This window comes from Rhodanobacter soli (assembly GCF_039523495.1).
In the GTDB taxonomy this organism is placed as follows: Bacteria; Pseudomonadota; Gammaproteobacteria; order Xanthomonadales; family Rhodanobacteraceae; genus Rhodanobacter; species Rhodanobacter soli.
Genome location: NZ_BAAAFK010000001.1, coordinates 2,227,992 through 2,242,319, shown reverse-complemented (window position 1 = coordinate 2,242,319; position 14,328 = coordinate 2,227,992). Strand labels below are relative to the sequence as shown.

General features: G+C 67.0%; 14 protein-coding genes. 7 read left to right on the top strand and 7 right to left on the bottom strand.

Going from position 1 to position 14,328, the window contains the following annotated elements; genetic code table 11:
• Window positions 1–5 precede the first annotated feature (5 nt).
• From ABD024_RS10260 to ABD024_RS10250, 3 genes are all read right to left on the bottom strand, one after another.
• Window positions 6–1,253, bottom strand: coding sequence for a putative bifunctional diguanylate cyclase/phosphodiesterase (locus ABD024_RS10260; protein ID WP_343852239.1), 1,248 nt, complete (start codon window positions 1,251–1,253; stop codon window positions 6–8).
• A gap of 58 nt (window positions 1,254–1,311) precedes the next feature.
• Window positions 1,312–2,532 carry an HD-GYP domain-containing protein gene (locus ABD024_RS10255; RefSeq protein WP_343852237.1) on the bottom strand — a complete coding sequence of 407 codons (1,221 nt, stop codon included), beginning with the start codon at window positions 2,530–2,532 and terminating at the stop codon, window positions 1,312–1,314.
• A gap of 242 nt (window positions 2,533–2,774) precedes the next feature.
• Window positions 2,775–4,160, bottom strand: a complete 1,386-nt coding sequence (locus tag ABD024_RS10250; RefSeq protein ID WP_343852235.1) for a diguanylate cyclase domain-containing protein — start codon at window positions 4,158–4,160, stop codon at window positions 2,775–2,777.
• Window positions 4,161–4,458: 298 nt separating this feature from the next.
• Between ABD024_RS10250 and ABD024_RS10245 the strand changes: the two genes are divergently transcribed.
• From ABD024_RS10245 to ABD024_RS10235, 3 genes are all read left to right on the top strand, one after another.
• Window positions 4,459–5,289, top strand: coding sequence for a hypothetical protein (locus ABD024_RS10245; protein WP_343852232.1), 831 nt, complete (start codon window positions 4,459–4,461; stop codon window positions 5,287–5,289).
• 37 nt (window positions 5,290–5,326) lie between these two features.
• Window positions 5,327–5,821, top strand: a complete 495-nt coding sequence (locus tag ABD024_RS10240) for a nuclear transport factor 2 family protein (protein WP_343852230.1) — start codon at window positions 5,327–5,329, stop codon at window positions 5,819–5,821.
• A 160-nt stretch (window positions 5,822–5,981) separates the two neighbouring features.
• Window positions 5,982–6,935: an asparaginase gene (locus tag ABD024_RS10235; protein ID WP_343852228.1), complete on the top strand. Its 954-nt coding sequence runs from the start codon at window positions 5,982–5,984 to the stop codon at window positions 6,933–6,935.
• Window positions 6,936–6,978: 43 nt separating this feature from the next.
• On the opposite strand, the gene ABD024_RS10230 is transcribed toward ABD024_RS10235, so the two are convergent.
• Complete coding sequence (locus tag ABD024_RS10230) at window positions 6,979–7,518, bottom strand: lipocalin family protein (protein ID WP_343852226.1); 540 nt, start codon at window positions 7,516–7,518, stop codon at window positions 6,979–6,981.
• A gap of 75 nt (window positions 7,519–7,593) precedes the next feature.
• Window positions 7,594–9,234 carry a Na+/H+ antiporter gene (locus tag ABD024_RS10225; RefSeq protein WP_343852224.1) on the bottom strand — a complete coding sequence of 547 codons (1,641 nt, stop codon included), beginning with the start codon at window positions 9,232–9,234 and terminating at the stop codon, window positions 7,594–7,596.
• A 155-nt stretch (window positions 9,235–9,389) separates the two neighbouring features.
• Here ABD024_RS10225 and ABD024_RS10220 point away from each other — a divergent pair, with 155 nt between their 5' ends.
• Window positions 9,390–10,316, top strand: a complete 927-nt coding sequence (locus tag ABD024_RS10220; RefSeq protein WP_343852222.1) for an ABC transporter ATP-binding protein — start codon at window positions 9,390–9,392, stop codon at window positions 10,314–10,316.
• Complete coding sequence (locus ABD024_RS10215; RefSeq protein ID WP_343852220.1) at window positions 10,313–11,074, top strand: ABC transporter permease; 762 nt, start codon at window positions 10,313–10,315, stop codon at window positions 11,072–11,074. Before ABD024_RS10220 ends, ABD024_RS10215 begins: the two co-directional genes overlap by 4 nt.
• A 6-nt stretch (window positions 11,075–11,080) precedes the next feature.
• On the opposite strand, the gene ABD024_RS10210 is transcribed toward ABD024_RS10215, so the two are convergent.
• Window positions 11,081–11,578: a hypothetical protein gene (locus ABD024_RS10210; protein ID WP_343852218.1), complete on the bottom strand. Its 498-nt coding sequence runs from the start codon at window positions 11,576–11,578 to the stop codon at window positions 11,081–11,083.
• A gap of 153 nt (window positions 11,579–11,731) precedes the next feature.
• Window positions 11,732–12,421, bottom strand: coding sequence for a class I SAM-dependent methyltransferase (locus ABD024_RS10205; protein ID WP_343852216.1), 690 nt, complete (start codon window positions 12,419–12,421; stop codon window positions 11,732–11,734).
• A 223-nt stretch (window positions 12,422–12,644) separates the two neighbouring features.
• Between ABD024_RS10205 and ABD024_RS10200 the strand changes: the two genes are divergently transcribed.
• Window positions 12,645–13,490 (top strand): DUF3014 domain-containing protein, encoded by an 846-nt coding sequence (locus tag ABD024_RS10200; RefSeq protein WP_343852214.1) that lies wholly within the window; start codon window positions 12,645–12,647, stop codon window positions 13,488–13,490.
• Between the two features lie 30 nt (window positions 13,491–13,520).
• Window positions 13,521–14,141 (top strand): RNA 2',3'-cyclic phosphodiesterase, encoded by a 621-nt coding sequence (gene thpR / locus ABD024_RS10195; RefSeq protein ID WP_343852212.1) that lies wholly within the window; start codon window positions 13,521–13,523, stop codon window positions 14,139–14,141.
• Window positions 14,142–14,328 lie beyond the last annotated feature (187 nt).

Sequence of the window (14,328 nt, the reverse complement as noted above, 5' to 3'; positions counted from 1 at the left end):
GCGGGTCACGGCGTGGCCATGCTGGCGTTGAATCGGCTAACGAAATCCGCCGCCGGCTCCGGGCGGCCCAGATGGTAGCCCTGGCCGAAATCGCAGCCCATGCCGGTGAGCAGGTCCTGCGTGGCCTGATCCTCGATGCCTTCGGCGATCGTGGTGAGGTCCATGTGGTGAGCCATGTTGATGATCGCGCTGACCAGCCGGGAAGTATGTGGGTCGTCGCGCATGGTGCCCACCAGCGACTGGTCGATCTTCAGTTCGGTGGCGGGGAAGCGGCGCAGGTAGGCGATCGATGCATAGCCGGTGCCGAAGTCGTCGATGGCGATGCGCACGCCCAGGTCGCGTAGCCGGCGCAGCACCTGCACGCTCAATTCGAGGTCGTTGGCCAGCGCAGTCTCGGTGATCTCGGCGATCACGGCGGTCGGCGCCACGCCCCAGATGTCGAGCGCGCCCATGAACTGCTCGACCACGCCGGGTCGGGAGAACACCTGCGGCGAAAGATTGATGGCGAAGCTCAGTCCATGTGCCTCGCACAGCGGTGCCGCGTGGCGCAGGGTGGCGTTGATGCTCCAGCGCGTCAGCACCGAGATCAGGTCGCTCTGCTCGGAGAACGGCACGAAGCTGGCCGGCGACACGTCGCCGTGACGCGGGCTGGTCCAGCGCGCCAGCGATTCGATGCCGGCAATGCGGTCGACCTGCAGGTCGTGCACCGGCTGGAAGAACACCTGCAGGCGGTTGGCCTCGATCGCCTCGCGCAGTTCCTCGTAGAAGATCTCCACCTGGGTGTCGTGCGGCTGGTAGACCACGCACGGTTCGCGCCGGTGTTGCGCCTCGTCCAGCGCCATGCCGGCGCGTCGGCACAGCAGATCGGCGTCCAGCCCGTGTTCCGGATACAGCGCCACGCCCATCACCGCGCGCAACTGCCATGGCGAGTCGGCGCCCGCCCACGGCTGCTCGAAGGCCTGCGCCAGGCGCGCGCTCGCCAGCAGGACGTGGTTGCGGCTGAGCATGTCCGGCAACACCATCACGTAGCTGTCGTCGCCGGCACGAAAGACCCGGTCGATCGGGCGCAGTGACTTTGCGATCAGCTCGTGCGCCTTTTCGCCGGCCTGCTCGCCTTGTTCATAGCCGAAGCGCAGGCTGATTTCATGCAGGCCGCGCGCGCGCAGCATCATCACCGCGAAGCGTCCGCCGGCGTCGGCGCAGGACGCGATCTGCTGCCGGATCGCGGCGAATATCGGCTGTCGGTTCAACATGCGTCGAGCAGCCTCACTCGAGGGGCGGATACGCGGGCGGCGGGCATCGGATTGCGGGTCATTGCAGGAAAAGACCGGCGGCGTCGATGCCGTAGTCGCCCACGGCCAGGCTGCGCGTGATGTCGATCGCGGTGTCGTCGTCGGCCTGGTGCATCATCAGGTCGGCCGGGCGGAAATCCGTCAGGGGCTGCTTGTCCGGCGTGGTCAGGACGACCACCTTCGGGCGCAGCCGGCGCACCTGGTTCTGCGCCATCACTACCGCCACCTCGCCGGTGCTCAGCTCGACCAGCGAGCCGGTCGGGTACACGCCAAGGCAGACCTGGAACTGCTCGATCATCTCGGCCTGGAACAGCTTGTTGCGCGTGGCGTAGATCTGCCGCAGCGCCCGGTGCCGGGAAATCGCCGCGCGGTAGGGGCGCGGGCTCACCATCGCATCGTAGGTGTCGATGATGCCGAGCATGCGGCCGGTGATCGGGATGAGATTGCCGGCCAGTCCGTCGGGATAGCCGCTGCCGTCGTGGCGCTCGTGGTGCGTGCGCAGAATATCCAGCACGTCTTGGTTGGTTATGTCCGAGCCGGCCACGATCGCCAGACCCGCGGCGACATGCGTGCGCACGGTGTCCGTTTCGGCCGGCGTGAGCGCACCCGCGTGCTGCAGCAGCGGTTCGGGCACACGGGTCTTGCCGACATCCATCAGCAGACCGCCGGCGGCCAGACTGAGGATGGTTTCCTCGGCGAAGCCCATGTGCCGCCCGAACGCCGCGGCCAGTGCGCTGCAGCCGACCGCATGGCCATAGGAATAGCTGTCGTGCCGGCGCAGGCCCTCGACCAGGAAGAACGCGTCGGCGTTGCGCAGCACGCTGGCGACCAGCGGGCGCACGGCCTGCTCCACGCGCTCGACGGACAACTGGCGCCCGCTGACGACGTCCTCGAAGATGCGATCGACCATCTCGGAGGCGTTGTCCAGCGCGGCATGCGCCCGCGGCGCCTCCTCCTCGACCGGGGTCTGGTCGGCGTAGCGGACCGTGCTTCTGAAGCGCGTGCCGGAAAGGCTGGTGCGACTCAGCGCCAGCCGCGGCGCGATGACGACCCGGCGACGCAGGTCGATATAGACGTACCGACACAGCGCGCGGATCGTATCGAGCTCCTCCTCGCCGGCCAGCTCGACACCTTGCAGGGGAAACGGGGTTTCCTCCCATGGCCGGTCGAGTCGGCATACGAACATGCCGAGCCGCAGGTCGCCGACATCCATGCGTTGTTCTTCGATCTCAAAGGCCACGCATTGTCTCGTCAGGCTGGCTGGGATGGGTGGAACATCTTGCTTGGCCGCATGACGCCGAAGACAAGCCCCCGGTGGCGACCGCGCAGCAATTCTGAGCCTATCAGCAGAGTGGATTCATGCGCCAATGGTGGTCGGCCGCACTTTCCTGCGGTCGAAACGCCGCGCGGCCCGGCGAGGTGGCCGCGACCGGGTGGTGCCGACGGGGCAACGGATGCAGCGAAAAGTCGCGGCGCCGCCGGCTACGGCGACACGGCGGTCATCAGCGCACAGTTGCCGCCTTGCCGCTTGGCGTCGTACATGGCGTCGTCGGCATGCCGCAGCAGTTGCTTGTCGTCCTCGCCGTGGTCGGGATAGATGGCTATGCCGATGCTCGCCGGTACCTGCAGCAGGCGGCCGGCCAGCTCGAACGGCCGCTCGAATGCGGCATGGATCTTCGCGGCGACCGCGGTGGCGTGTTCGGGCAGGCCGATGCCGTTGAGCAGCACCACGAATTCGTCGCCGCCGATGCGGCCGACCGTATCGGACTCGCGCACGCACTGGCTGATGCGCGCGGCCGCCTCGCACAGCAGCAGGTCGCCGATGTCGTGGCCATGACTGTCGTTGACCGGTTTGAACTGGTCCAGGTCGAGGTACAGCACCGCCAGTCGCTGCTGGTCGCGCCGGGCCCTGGCCAGGGCAGTGCACAGGCGGTCGTGGAACAGTTCGCGGTTGGGCAGGTCGGTGAGCTGGTCGTGCTGGGCAAGATGTTGCAGCCGGGTCTCGGTCTTCTTGCGCTCGATCGCCGCGGCGATCTGGGTGGAGACGAACTGCAGCAGCGCCTTGTCCTGCTGGCTGTAGCGCACTTCACCGGAATAACTCTGAACCACCAGTGCGCCGATCACACCCTGCTGTCCGCTGAGCGGCACACCGAGCCAGTCCAGCGAATCCCGGCCGATGATCGGGCGTACCCGCGCGGGCAGGTCCAGCCGGGTATCCGGCGTCAGCAGCAGCGCCTGTCCGCTGCGGATCACCTCGCTGCTGAGCGTGCTGGAGTCCAGGCTCTGCGTCGGGGGTGGCTGGTCGTACTCGTCGACGAAGTAGGGGAAGCTCAGCTCGTCCTTTTTCGCGTCGTACAAGGCCACGAAGAAATTTCTGGCCGGCAGCAGCTTGCCGACGATCCGGTGGATGTGCCGGAACAGCGCCAGCAGATCCTCCGCCGAGTGCGCCGCCTCGGAAATGGCGTGCAATGCCATCTGCATCAGTTCGGCACGCTTGAGTTCGGTGACGTCGCGAGCCACCGCGATCCGCACCTGGTCCGCCTCCGACCAGCGCGCCGACCACATGATGTGGATGACCCGACCGTCCTTGCGCACATAGCGGTTCTGGAAATGCGGCTTGGGTTGGCCGGCCATGATCTCGTTCGCCGCCTGCAGGGTGCGTTCGCGATCGTCGGGGTGGACCAGCTCGATCATCGGCCGACCGATGACCTCTTCCGGCGTGTAGCCGAAGATGCGTTCGAAGGCGGCACTGACGAAAACGTAGTGGCCCCGGGCATCCACCACACAGATTGCGTCGAGCAGCAGATCCATCACATTGCCGAACGGGAGGCCCGTGCCGGATTCGATCGGGGAAAGCGGTTGGTTCATTCGTGCCCACGCAAGGTGGTGGTTTTTTGCCATGGCGGAAGCGCTGATTTGCAGCCTATCCTGATTCTGCGCAGAGAAGGTCTACGGGCACCTTCTCGACGCCATGCCGGCCCTCGCCCGGGCGTGCTGCAATCTTTCGCCGCCGCATGGCCTCCGGCCATCCGTCTGGCATGGATAGCCAAGGCATGACGCCGGGCTGCTGACCACCGCGCGCCGACTGGAAAATCCGCCGCCGACGTTGGCGCAGCGTGGCGGCGCGGTTACAGTGCCACGGCCTCCCTTGCCGCACCCGGACACCATGTTGCTGCCCCATCGCTTCCTCCGGACCACCCGCACGGCCCATCTCCACCTGGGCGTGTTCACCGCGCCGATGCTCAGGCGGGTCCTGCTGGTCCTGGCCATGGCGTTGCCGGCATGGGCGGCGGCGAAGGTTCCGCCGACCCAGGTGGCCGTGCTCGCCACGCTGCACCAACTGCATGCGACCACGCCGGCCTATTCATTCGAGACACTGGGCCGTGCCATCGAGCAGTTGCAGCCCGATGTGCTGTGCGTCGAACTGCAGCCGGACGATCTGAAGCTGCGCCCAGCGGAAACGACCAAGCAGGAATATCCCGACGTCGTCTATCCGTTGATCGACCGTCATCACTATCGCGTGTATGCGATGGAGCCGGCCGAGCCCACCTACAGCGACATCCTCAAGCCGTACATCGAGGCCGGCCACGACTTCAGCGTGCGGGCACCGGAACAGGCCGAGGCGTTCTCGCGCTACAGCGACGGCGCCTATATCGGCCTGCAGACGTACTGGACATCGCCGGCACGGGTCAACGATGCGGTGACCGATTCGGTGTTGCGCGCCAAGCATGAGCTGCAGCAGGCGATGGTCGGCGACGGCGAACGCGTCGGCTGGGAACGCTGGAACCGCCAGTTTCTCGGCGTCATCCTGCAGGCGGCGAAAGAGAACCCGGGCAAGCGCATCGTGGTGATCGTGGGCGCCGAACATGGCTACTGGCTGCGCGGACACCTGGCCCAGGTGTCCGGCGTGCAGTTGCTCGATACGGCCGAGTTGTTGCGGGCACCGGCCGCGAAACCAGTACAGCACGCCGGCCGGGCTGGCGTGCCGATGACGTGATGGCGATGACCGCTGAAAACCACCATGAGGCCCTTGCATGAACCTTCGCACGACAACCCTTGCGACTCTGGCCGCCGCTGCATTCTCCGTGCTGGCCGGCGGCAACGTGCAGGCGAAAGACACCTTCAGCGCGCCCCAGCGCGAAGCGCTCGGCGCGGTGGATGCGCTGTTCGCGGCGATGGCGAAGCATGACGTGGACGCCTCGCGCCGGCTGATTCTGCCCGGCGCCAGTTTCGTGGTGGTGCTGCCCGATGGCACGGTGAAGATCGAGCCCGACACCGGCTACCTGGATGCGCTGGGCCAGCACAAGGAAGCGTTCCGCGAGCGCATCTGGGACGCGCAGGTGATGGTGCAGGACAACCTTGCCCAGGTATGGGCGCCGTACGATTTCCACGTCGACGGCAAACTGTCCCACTGCGGCGTCGACAGTTTCAGCCTGGTGCGCAACGCCGATGGCTGGCGTGTGGCCGGCGTCAGCTACACCGTGCAGAAGGTGGGGTGCGCGCCAAGCCCGTTGGGCAGCGTGAAGTAGCCGATCTCCTACGCGAGAGATTTACCCGGCCGGCGTTCTTGTCCGTTGCCTTTGACAAGGCGGGCCAATCGCGTTACCTGTGACCGCTTCTGCAAGCCGGGTGCCGTATCGTGCCGTGCACCCGGGTGGACCTGGACTGACAAGGCTGGACATGCGCCGAGTGACACTGATTGCGTGCGGGGGAACGATCGCTGGTCACGCCGACGAGGCTGGCCGTTTTCGTCCGACGGGCCGTGGCGCCGAACTGCTGGCGGGGGTGACGTTGCCGGCGGGCATCGAAGTCGTCGCGGTCGACGCGCTCACCGTGCCGAGCCGCGCGATGTCGCTGGCCGACGTATTGCAACTGGTGGAGCGTGTCGAGGCGCTCGCGGCCGGCGCGCAGCCGCCGGACGGTGTGGTGATCAGCCAGGGCACCGACACACTGGAGGAAACCGCCTACCTGTTCGCGCTGATGTGCGGCGCGCGGTTGCCGGTAGTGCTGACCGGTGCGATGCGTCCGGGCGTGGTCGCCGGCTCGGATGGCCCGGCCAATCTCGCTGCGGCGATCACGGTGGCCGCGCAGGCCGCCGCGGCCGCGTTGGGGCCGTTGCTGGTATTCGGTGATGAAATTCACGCGGCGCGCTGGGTGACCAAGGTGCACACCAGTCGCCCCGCGGCATTCGCCAGTCCCGATGCCGGCCCGGTCGGCGTCGTCGGCGAGGGACGCGTGCGTCTGTGGGGTGCGCCGGCGGGGCCGATACTGGGGCGGCCGCGTGAACTGTCGCACCGGGTCGAGTTGCTGACCATGGCCAGCGGCGACGATGGCCGTCTCGCCGAGGCGGCGGGTCGTTACGCCGACGGCCTGGTAATCGCCGGCATGGGCGGCGGCCATGTGCCGCCGGCGGCGGCGAAGGTGCTGGGGGTGCTGGCCCGGCGCATGCCGGTGGTGCTTGCCAGCCGTTGCGCGGCCGGTCCGGTGCTGACCTCCACCTACCGCGGCGAGGGAGCCGAGAGCGACCTGATCGCGCAGGGCCTGTTGCCGGTGGGCAACCTGCAGCCGCTCAAGGCGCGTTTGCGTCTGATCGTTGGTCTGGGACTCGGGCTGGCGCCGGCAGCGATCTTTCCGGTCGACTGAGGCGTCGGGTTCGTTCGGAGATTTTCGTCGCGCGCCCTGGCGGTCAATCCAGCGGTGCGGTCATGATCAGCTGGTCGACCTGGTAGCCGCGCTGGCGCGAATGCTCCTTGAGGGTCAGGAACAGTGCGCGATCCATCGTGGGCTGGCGCGAGAGTATCCATAGATGCTTGCGCTCGGGGCTGCCGATCACGGCCCACCGGTAGTCGGCATCCACCTCGATCACCCAGTAGTCGGCCCATGCCATCGGTAGCCAGGTCAGCCAGGCGGGCGCGAAACGCACTTCGAGCGCCGCGGGCTGGTTGTCTCTGATCCGCGCGACTCCCTCGACGGACATCCGGCCCTTGTCGGTGCGACAGGTGTTGTGGACCCGGACCGTGCCGTCGGGGTTCGGCGTGTAGGTGGCGATCACGGCGTCCAGGCACTTGCGTTCGAAGTACATCGGCAGCCGCGCTATCTCGTGCCACTGGCCGGCGTAGCGATTGATATCGAGCGACGGTACGGGCTGATTCGGCAAGGTGGCGGCCGCCGTCGGCAGCGCAGTAGCCACCAGCGCAACCATCAGCAGTCGGCGGAACATGCGCATGGGCTGACTCCGTTGGTTAGATGCATGGTGCGAACAAGGCAAGGGCCCCCCGGCAAGATACTGCACTGCTTGCGGCTATCGGTAGCGCGCTTCCTGAAGATCGATTTCGCGTACCAGCCGGCGCGAAACCTCGTCGGAGACGTGATGGTGGCGCGCCAGTTCGAAGATCGCCTCGCGCTGGCCCTGCAGCGCGGCCAGGCGCAATTCGCGTTCGGCCACGTCGGCCTTGCGCAGTTGCCGCGCCTCGTCCTCGCTGGAGTCGTCCTCGTCCAGCCAATGCTGGTACAGCGCGATCACCCGGGTGGCCGCGCTGGTATAGGTATCGACGTCGCTGGCCGGAGCCTTTTCCAGCAATTCGTGCTGACTCTTTTCGACGGCGGCGATCGCCGCCGTCGCGGCGGCCCGGCGGGCCAGGTTTTCTTCCCGCTGAACAGCCGGTTCCGGCGGCAATTCCAGACCTTTCAGCAACGGCGGCAGGCCGATGCTGGCAGCCAGCAGCGACAGCAGGATCACCGCCGTGGCGAGGAAGATCGCCAGCTCGCGCGCGGGGAAGGGCGTGCCGTCCGGCAGCAGCAGCGGCAGCGTCATCACGCCGGCCAGCGTGATCGCGCCGCGCACGCCGGCCAGCGAGGTGGCCAGCAGCAGTCGCCAGTGCAGCTTGCTCACCGGGTCGCCACGGTGCTGCGCCTTCAGCACGTTCAAGCGCAGCGAGATCCAGACCCAGGCAAGGCGCAGCAGTGCCAGGCCGATGTTGATCGCCAGCGCGTACACCAGCAGCCACCACGGATTGCGATGGCCGCTCTGCGCCACCGATGCCATCGCGTCCTGCAGGCTGGCGGGCAGCTGCTCGCCCAGCAGCACGAACATCATGCCGTTCAAGGCGAACTGTACGGTGTTCCACACCGCCGTGCGCTGCACCCGCGTGGTCGCCAGCAGGCGGCCGCTGAGTTCGACGTAGCTCATGGTGATGCCCGCCGCGACCGCGGCGAGGATGCCGGAGGCATGCACTTGCTCGGCGAGCAGGTACGCACCGAACGGGATCAGCAGGCTGATCAGGATTGGCGAGCCGGCCTCCTGGCCGAAGTGCCGCGACAACCAGCGCTGGGCGAAGCTCACCGCCACGGTGAACAGCACGCCGACGCCGAGCCCGGCCAGCGCCACCCACAGGAAGGTCAGCGATGCCGACAGCAGCGAGAAGCTGCCGGTTACCGCCGCCGCCACGGCGAAGCGGAAGCAGACCAGGCCGGTCGCGTCGTTGAGCAGCGACTCGCCTTCGAGGATGTGCATCAGCCGCTTCGGGATCGGCACGCGCGCGGTGATCGACGACACCGCCACCGGGTCGGTCGGCGACACGATCGCGGCCAGTGCGAACGCCACCGCCATCGGCATGACGGGAATCAGCCAGTGGATCAGGAAGCCGACACCGATCACGGTGAACACCACCAGGCCCAGCGCCAGCGCCAGGATCGCGCCGCGGTCGCGCATCAACCCGTCCTTGGGGATGCGCCAGCCGTCGAGGAACAGCAGCGGCGGCAGGAACAACAGGAAGAAGATGTCCGGGTCCAGCGCCACGCCGTGCTTGAACACGCCGGCGATCACCGCGCCCAGCCCGATCTGCACCAGCGGCAGCGGCAACGAGAACGGCAGCATGCGCACCAGGTAGCCACTGCCGACCACGGCCAGCAGCATGGCCAACGCTACTTCGATCGAGTTCATGCATGTTCCAGCGGCGAGCTTTTGACCTTAGCAAGACAACGGTTGCGTCGTCGAGGGAAGGTCGCGGCAAGCATGCTGGCGTCGGGCTGGCTGCCACGGCGCGGATGGGCATACCATCGGCGCTCCCCGCCGCCGCCCCATGCCGAGGAAATCGCGTGCAGCCGATCATCGCCGTCAGCCAACTCAGCAAGACCTATGCCTCCGGATTCCAGGCGCTGAAGAAGATCGATCTGGAGATCCGTCGAGGCGAGATCTTTGCCCTGCTGGGCCCCAACGGCGCCGGCAAGACCACTCTGATCAGCATCGTTTGCGGCATCGTCAACCCCAGTGAGGGCACGGTGCTGGCCGACGGTCACGACGTGGTGCGCGACTACCGTGCGGCGCGCGCGAAGATCGGCCTGGTGCCGCAGGAGCTGACCACCGACGCATTCGAGACCGTGTGGAACACGGTCAGTTTCAGCCGCGGGCTGTTCGGCAAACCGGCGAACCCGGCGCACATCGAGAAGGTGCTGAAGGATCTCTCGCTGTGGAACAAGAAGGACAGCAAGCTGATCACCCTGTCCGGCGGCATGAAGCGTCGCGTGATGATCGCCAAGGCGCTGTCGCACGAGCCGCAGATCCTGTTCCTGGACGAGCCCACCGCCGGCGTCGATGTGGAGCTGCGCCGCGACATGTGGGCGATGGTGCGCGCACTGCGTGCCACCGGCGTCACCATCATCCTGACCACCCACTACATCGAGGAAGCCGAGGAGATGGCCGATCGCATCGGGGTGATCCACAAGGGGGAATTGATCCTGGTCGAGGACAAGGCCGAGCTGATGAACAAGCTCGGCCGCAAGCAGCTGACCTTGCACCTGCAGAACCCGCTGGCAAGCATTCCCGCCGCGCTGGCCGATGATCCGCTGGAGCTGTCGGCCGACGGCAACGCACTGGTCTATACCTTCGACGCCCAAGGCGAGCGCACCGGCATCGACGTGCTGCTGCGCCGGCTTGGCGAGGCGGGCATCGACTTCAAGGACCTCCAGACCAGCCAGAGTTCGCTGGAAGACATCTTCGTCAGCCTGGTGAGGGAGCGCACATGAATATTTACGCGATCCGCGCCATCTACCGCTTCGAGATGGCGCGCACCTGGCGCACCCTGTTGCAGAGCATCGTCTCGCCGGTGATCTCCACCTCGCTGTACTTCGTGGTGTTCGGTGCGGCGATCGGCTCGCACATGAACGGGATCGACGGGGTCAGCTACGGCGCCTTCATCGTGCCGGGCCTGATCATGCTGTCGCTGCTGACGCAGAGCATTTCCAACGCCTCGTTCGGCATCTACTTTCCGAAGTTCGTGGGCACGATCTACGAGATCCTGTCGGCGCCGGTGTCGCCGTTCGAGATCGTCGCCGGCTACGTGGGCGCGGCGGCGAGCAAGTCGATCATCCTCGGCCTGATCATCCTGGTCACCGCGCGGCTGTTCGTGCCGTTCCAGATCGAGCATCCGCTGTGGATGCTGGCGTTCCTGCTGCTTACTGCGCTGACCTTCAGTCTGTTCGGCTTCATCATCGGCATCTGGGCGGACAACTTCGAGAAGCTGCAGCTGGTGCCGCTGCTGGTGGTGACGCCGTTGACGTTTCTGGGCGGCAGCTTCTACTCGATCCACATGCTGCCGCCGATCTGGCAGAAGGTCACCCTGTTCAATCCGGTGGTCTACCTGATCAGTGGCTTCCGCTGGAGCTTCTACGGCGTCGCCGACGTCGGCGTGGGCGTCAGCGTGGGGATGACCCTGGTGTTCCTCGCAGCCTGCCTGGCCGCGGTGTGGTGGATCTTTCGCAGCGGCTACCGGCTGAAAGCCTGAGCCGGCTCAGGTCAGCGCGGTATGCGCGTGGAACGGCAGCAGCGTGGCACCGGTGCGCGCGACAGCGGGCTCGGCCACACCGAGCTTGTCCTTGCTGGCGTCGATCACCACCAGGATGCGACCGGCTGCGATCTCGTCCTTGAACTTGCGGCTGACCACGTCCGGCACCTCGAAGCCGACCATCTCGCCGATGCAGGTGCCGAACGCGGCGCCGGCGACGGTCATCGCCGCAGCGCCGGCCAGCGTCACGCCCAATGGCGGCACGGCAACCGCGATGAGTCCGAGCAGCAGGCCGGTGCCGCCGCCGCACAGGCCGCCACGCACGGCGGCGGGGTAGAAGTCATTGCGTCCCTGCATCAGATGGTCAGGGATCTTTTCCAGCTCGATGTCCTCGCGGGCAACCAGCGAGATGTCGGCGTCGTCGATACCGGCCGCGCGTGCTGCGGCCATCGCGGCGCGTGCCGCGGCCAGGTCGGGTGTGCTGAATACGCATCGGGTTTTCATGAGGTCTCCCTCCGTGTTCCGCGGCGTGGCATCACTCGCGCGGACGGCGTTCTCGGGAGCTCGTGCGTACCGCGCGGGCAAGGCGGGCGAGCAGTATCCATCCTTGTAGCAACCGTGTTGCGGGCACGTGACACGGTTGTTATCAAAAACGACTCAATGGGGCCGCGTCGGCATACCGTTCGCCATCACGGCGCCGCGCCGGTAGCTGAGCAGGCGGCCGCGGAACGGCGCGACGTCGGCTGCGTCGAAACGGCTGCGCAGTTCGGTGACGGCGAAGCCCTGGCCGACCAGCGCGCGGGTGAACGGCGCGCTGTTGCCGCGGCCCGGATCGGTGACCAGCACCTCGGCGTCGGGCAGCGCATGGCGCGAGACCATCGCCGCGAGCAGGTCCGCGTGGCCGCTTTCGTAAAGAATGTCGCTGCCGATGATCAGGTCGAAGCGCCCCAGCGTGACGTCGGGCACTTCCCAGCGCAGGTCGCGATAGACGATGGCCGCCAGCTGGTTCTGCGTGGCGTTGTAGCTCAGGAACGATTCGGCCAGCGGGTGATGGTCGCTGGCGGTGATGTCGGCACGGCGCTGCTGCAGTACCAGGCTGGACAGGCCCAGCCCGCAACCGAGTTCCAGGATGCGCTTGCCGACGATGTCGTGAGTGGCCATCGCCTCGGCCAGTACCCGACCGGCCGGCCATACCTGCCCGAACAGGCTCCACAGCGCCGACGAGATGCCAATGCGGTTGGCCAGATGGTGCGGGTCGGCGAATTGCTGCAGATCGCTGAGTGCGCGGATGCGGTAATCGTGGCCGCCGAGGCGGACCATGAGTTCGCGCGTGGTATAGCCCGGCATGGGCACCTCCCGTAGGGCATCGTCCCGGCCATCGGCAAGCGGGATGAAACGTGGGCAGGGAGCGCGTAGCGGCATTCGCCGCGAGGCGCTGGGAGAAGTGGAAGCATGGCCAGCTTACCTGCAATGTCGGTACGCTGCGGCCAGGCCGACTCGATCGGGCCGGATGAACGAACAGGGCGTGGACAAGTCCAACCAGGCATTCGATGGCAGAACGGGAGAGATCGTGAGCAGACAGGCATCGACAGGTAGCTGGATCGGGGCGGTGGTGGTGGTGTTGGCTATCGTGGTGGCGGGCGCGTACCTGGCACGCAAGGCGATGCATGCCGACACACCACCGACGGTCGCACCCGCTGCATCCGCATCGGCCGCCGCGAGTGCCGCCAGTGCACCGATCCAGCACCCGATCGAACAGGCGCAAATCGCGCCGGCGACGGCTTCCACCAGCGCATTGCCGGCGCTGGACGACAGCGACGCCAGCGTGGTCGCCGCACTCGCCGCGCTGGCCGGCGGCAACGATCTGTCCTCGCTACTGGTGCGCCAGCAGGTCATCGCGCGCATCGTGGCGACCGTCGATGCGCTGCCGCGTCACGATGGACTGGCTATGTTCACGCTACCGGCGCGTGTGCCGAAGGGTGCGTTCATCGTCGATGAGGCCACTGGCTCCGTCATGCTCGGCGAACGCAACTACGCCCGCTATGCGCCGTACATGCAGATCGTCGATGCCGTCGACCCGCAGGCGCTGGTGGCCTGGTACGTGCACGCCTATCCGCTGTTCCAGCAAGCGTACCGGCAACTGGGCTACCCGAAGGGCTATTTCAACGACCGCCTGATCGTGGTGATCGACGACCTGCTGGCCGCGCCGCAACCAACCCAGCCGCCGACCCTGGTGCGCTCGAAGGCGTTCTACGTCTATACCGATCCCGCGCTGGAGTCGCGCTCGACCGGGCAGAAGCTGCTGTTGCGCGTGGGGCCCGCCAACGCGGCGAAGATCAAGGCCAAGCTGCGCGCGATCCGCACGCAGCTGACCGGGCAGAACCTGCATCCGGCGCCGGCGGACACGGCCGGGTAGACTCGCGCGCCCAGCTTGCGAACCGCAGCGATGGCCATTCGACCCACGCCTTCCGACCAGCCCCAGCTCGACCTGTTCGGAGCAGCCGATGCCCGGCCTGCCGAAGTGCACCGGTTGTTCTTCGCGTTGCTGCCGGACGCCGCGACGCGTGCACGGCTGGCGCAGGCGGCGCAGGCACTCAAGGCCAGCCATCCTGGTCTGCGCGCGCGCTGGGTCAACCCGGCGCGCTATCACGCCACGCTGCATTTTCTCGGCGATCACGCACTGCTGCGGCAGGATGTGGTCGACGCGGCCGTGACTGCCGCGGGCAAGCTGCACATGGTGCCGTTTGATTGGGTGCTGCATGAGGCGGCCAGCTTCCATGGCCGGCAACCGCCGTGCATCTTGCGCAGCTCGAGCGTACCCGAACCGCTGCAACAGTTATGGCAGGATCTGCGCCATGCGCTGGTGCTGGCCGGGCAGGGCCGCCATGTCGCACGCAGCTTTACGCCGCATGTCACGGTCGCCTACAGCCATGCGGCACTGCTGGAAGTCACCCCGATCGAACCGGTGGCATGGCGGATGGATGGGATCGCCCTGGTTCACAGCATTCCCGGCCAGGCGGATTATCAAGTGCTTGCACGCTGGCCCTTGCCGGTGCCGTCGGGGTGAAGCGCTTGGTTCCTTGCTGCATGCCTCTCGTCGACAGCGAGGAAGTCGCTTGGCTGACTTGGTCATCCGGCATCGAGGCAGAAGGTGTTTTGCAGCTGCCCCGCAGAATCGCGATCGCATTGCCGTGGGCGCGAGTCGGGGCAGTTGTGTGGTGCGTTGCGCATCATCCATCATGGCAACCGGCGGA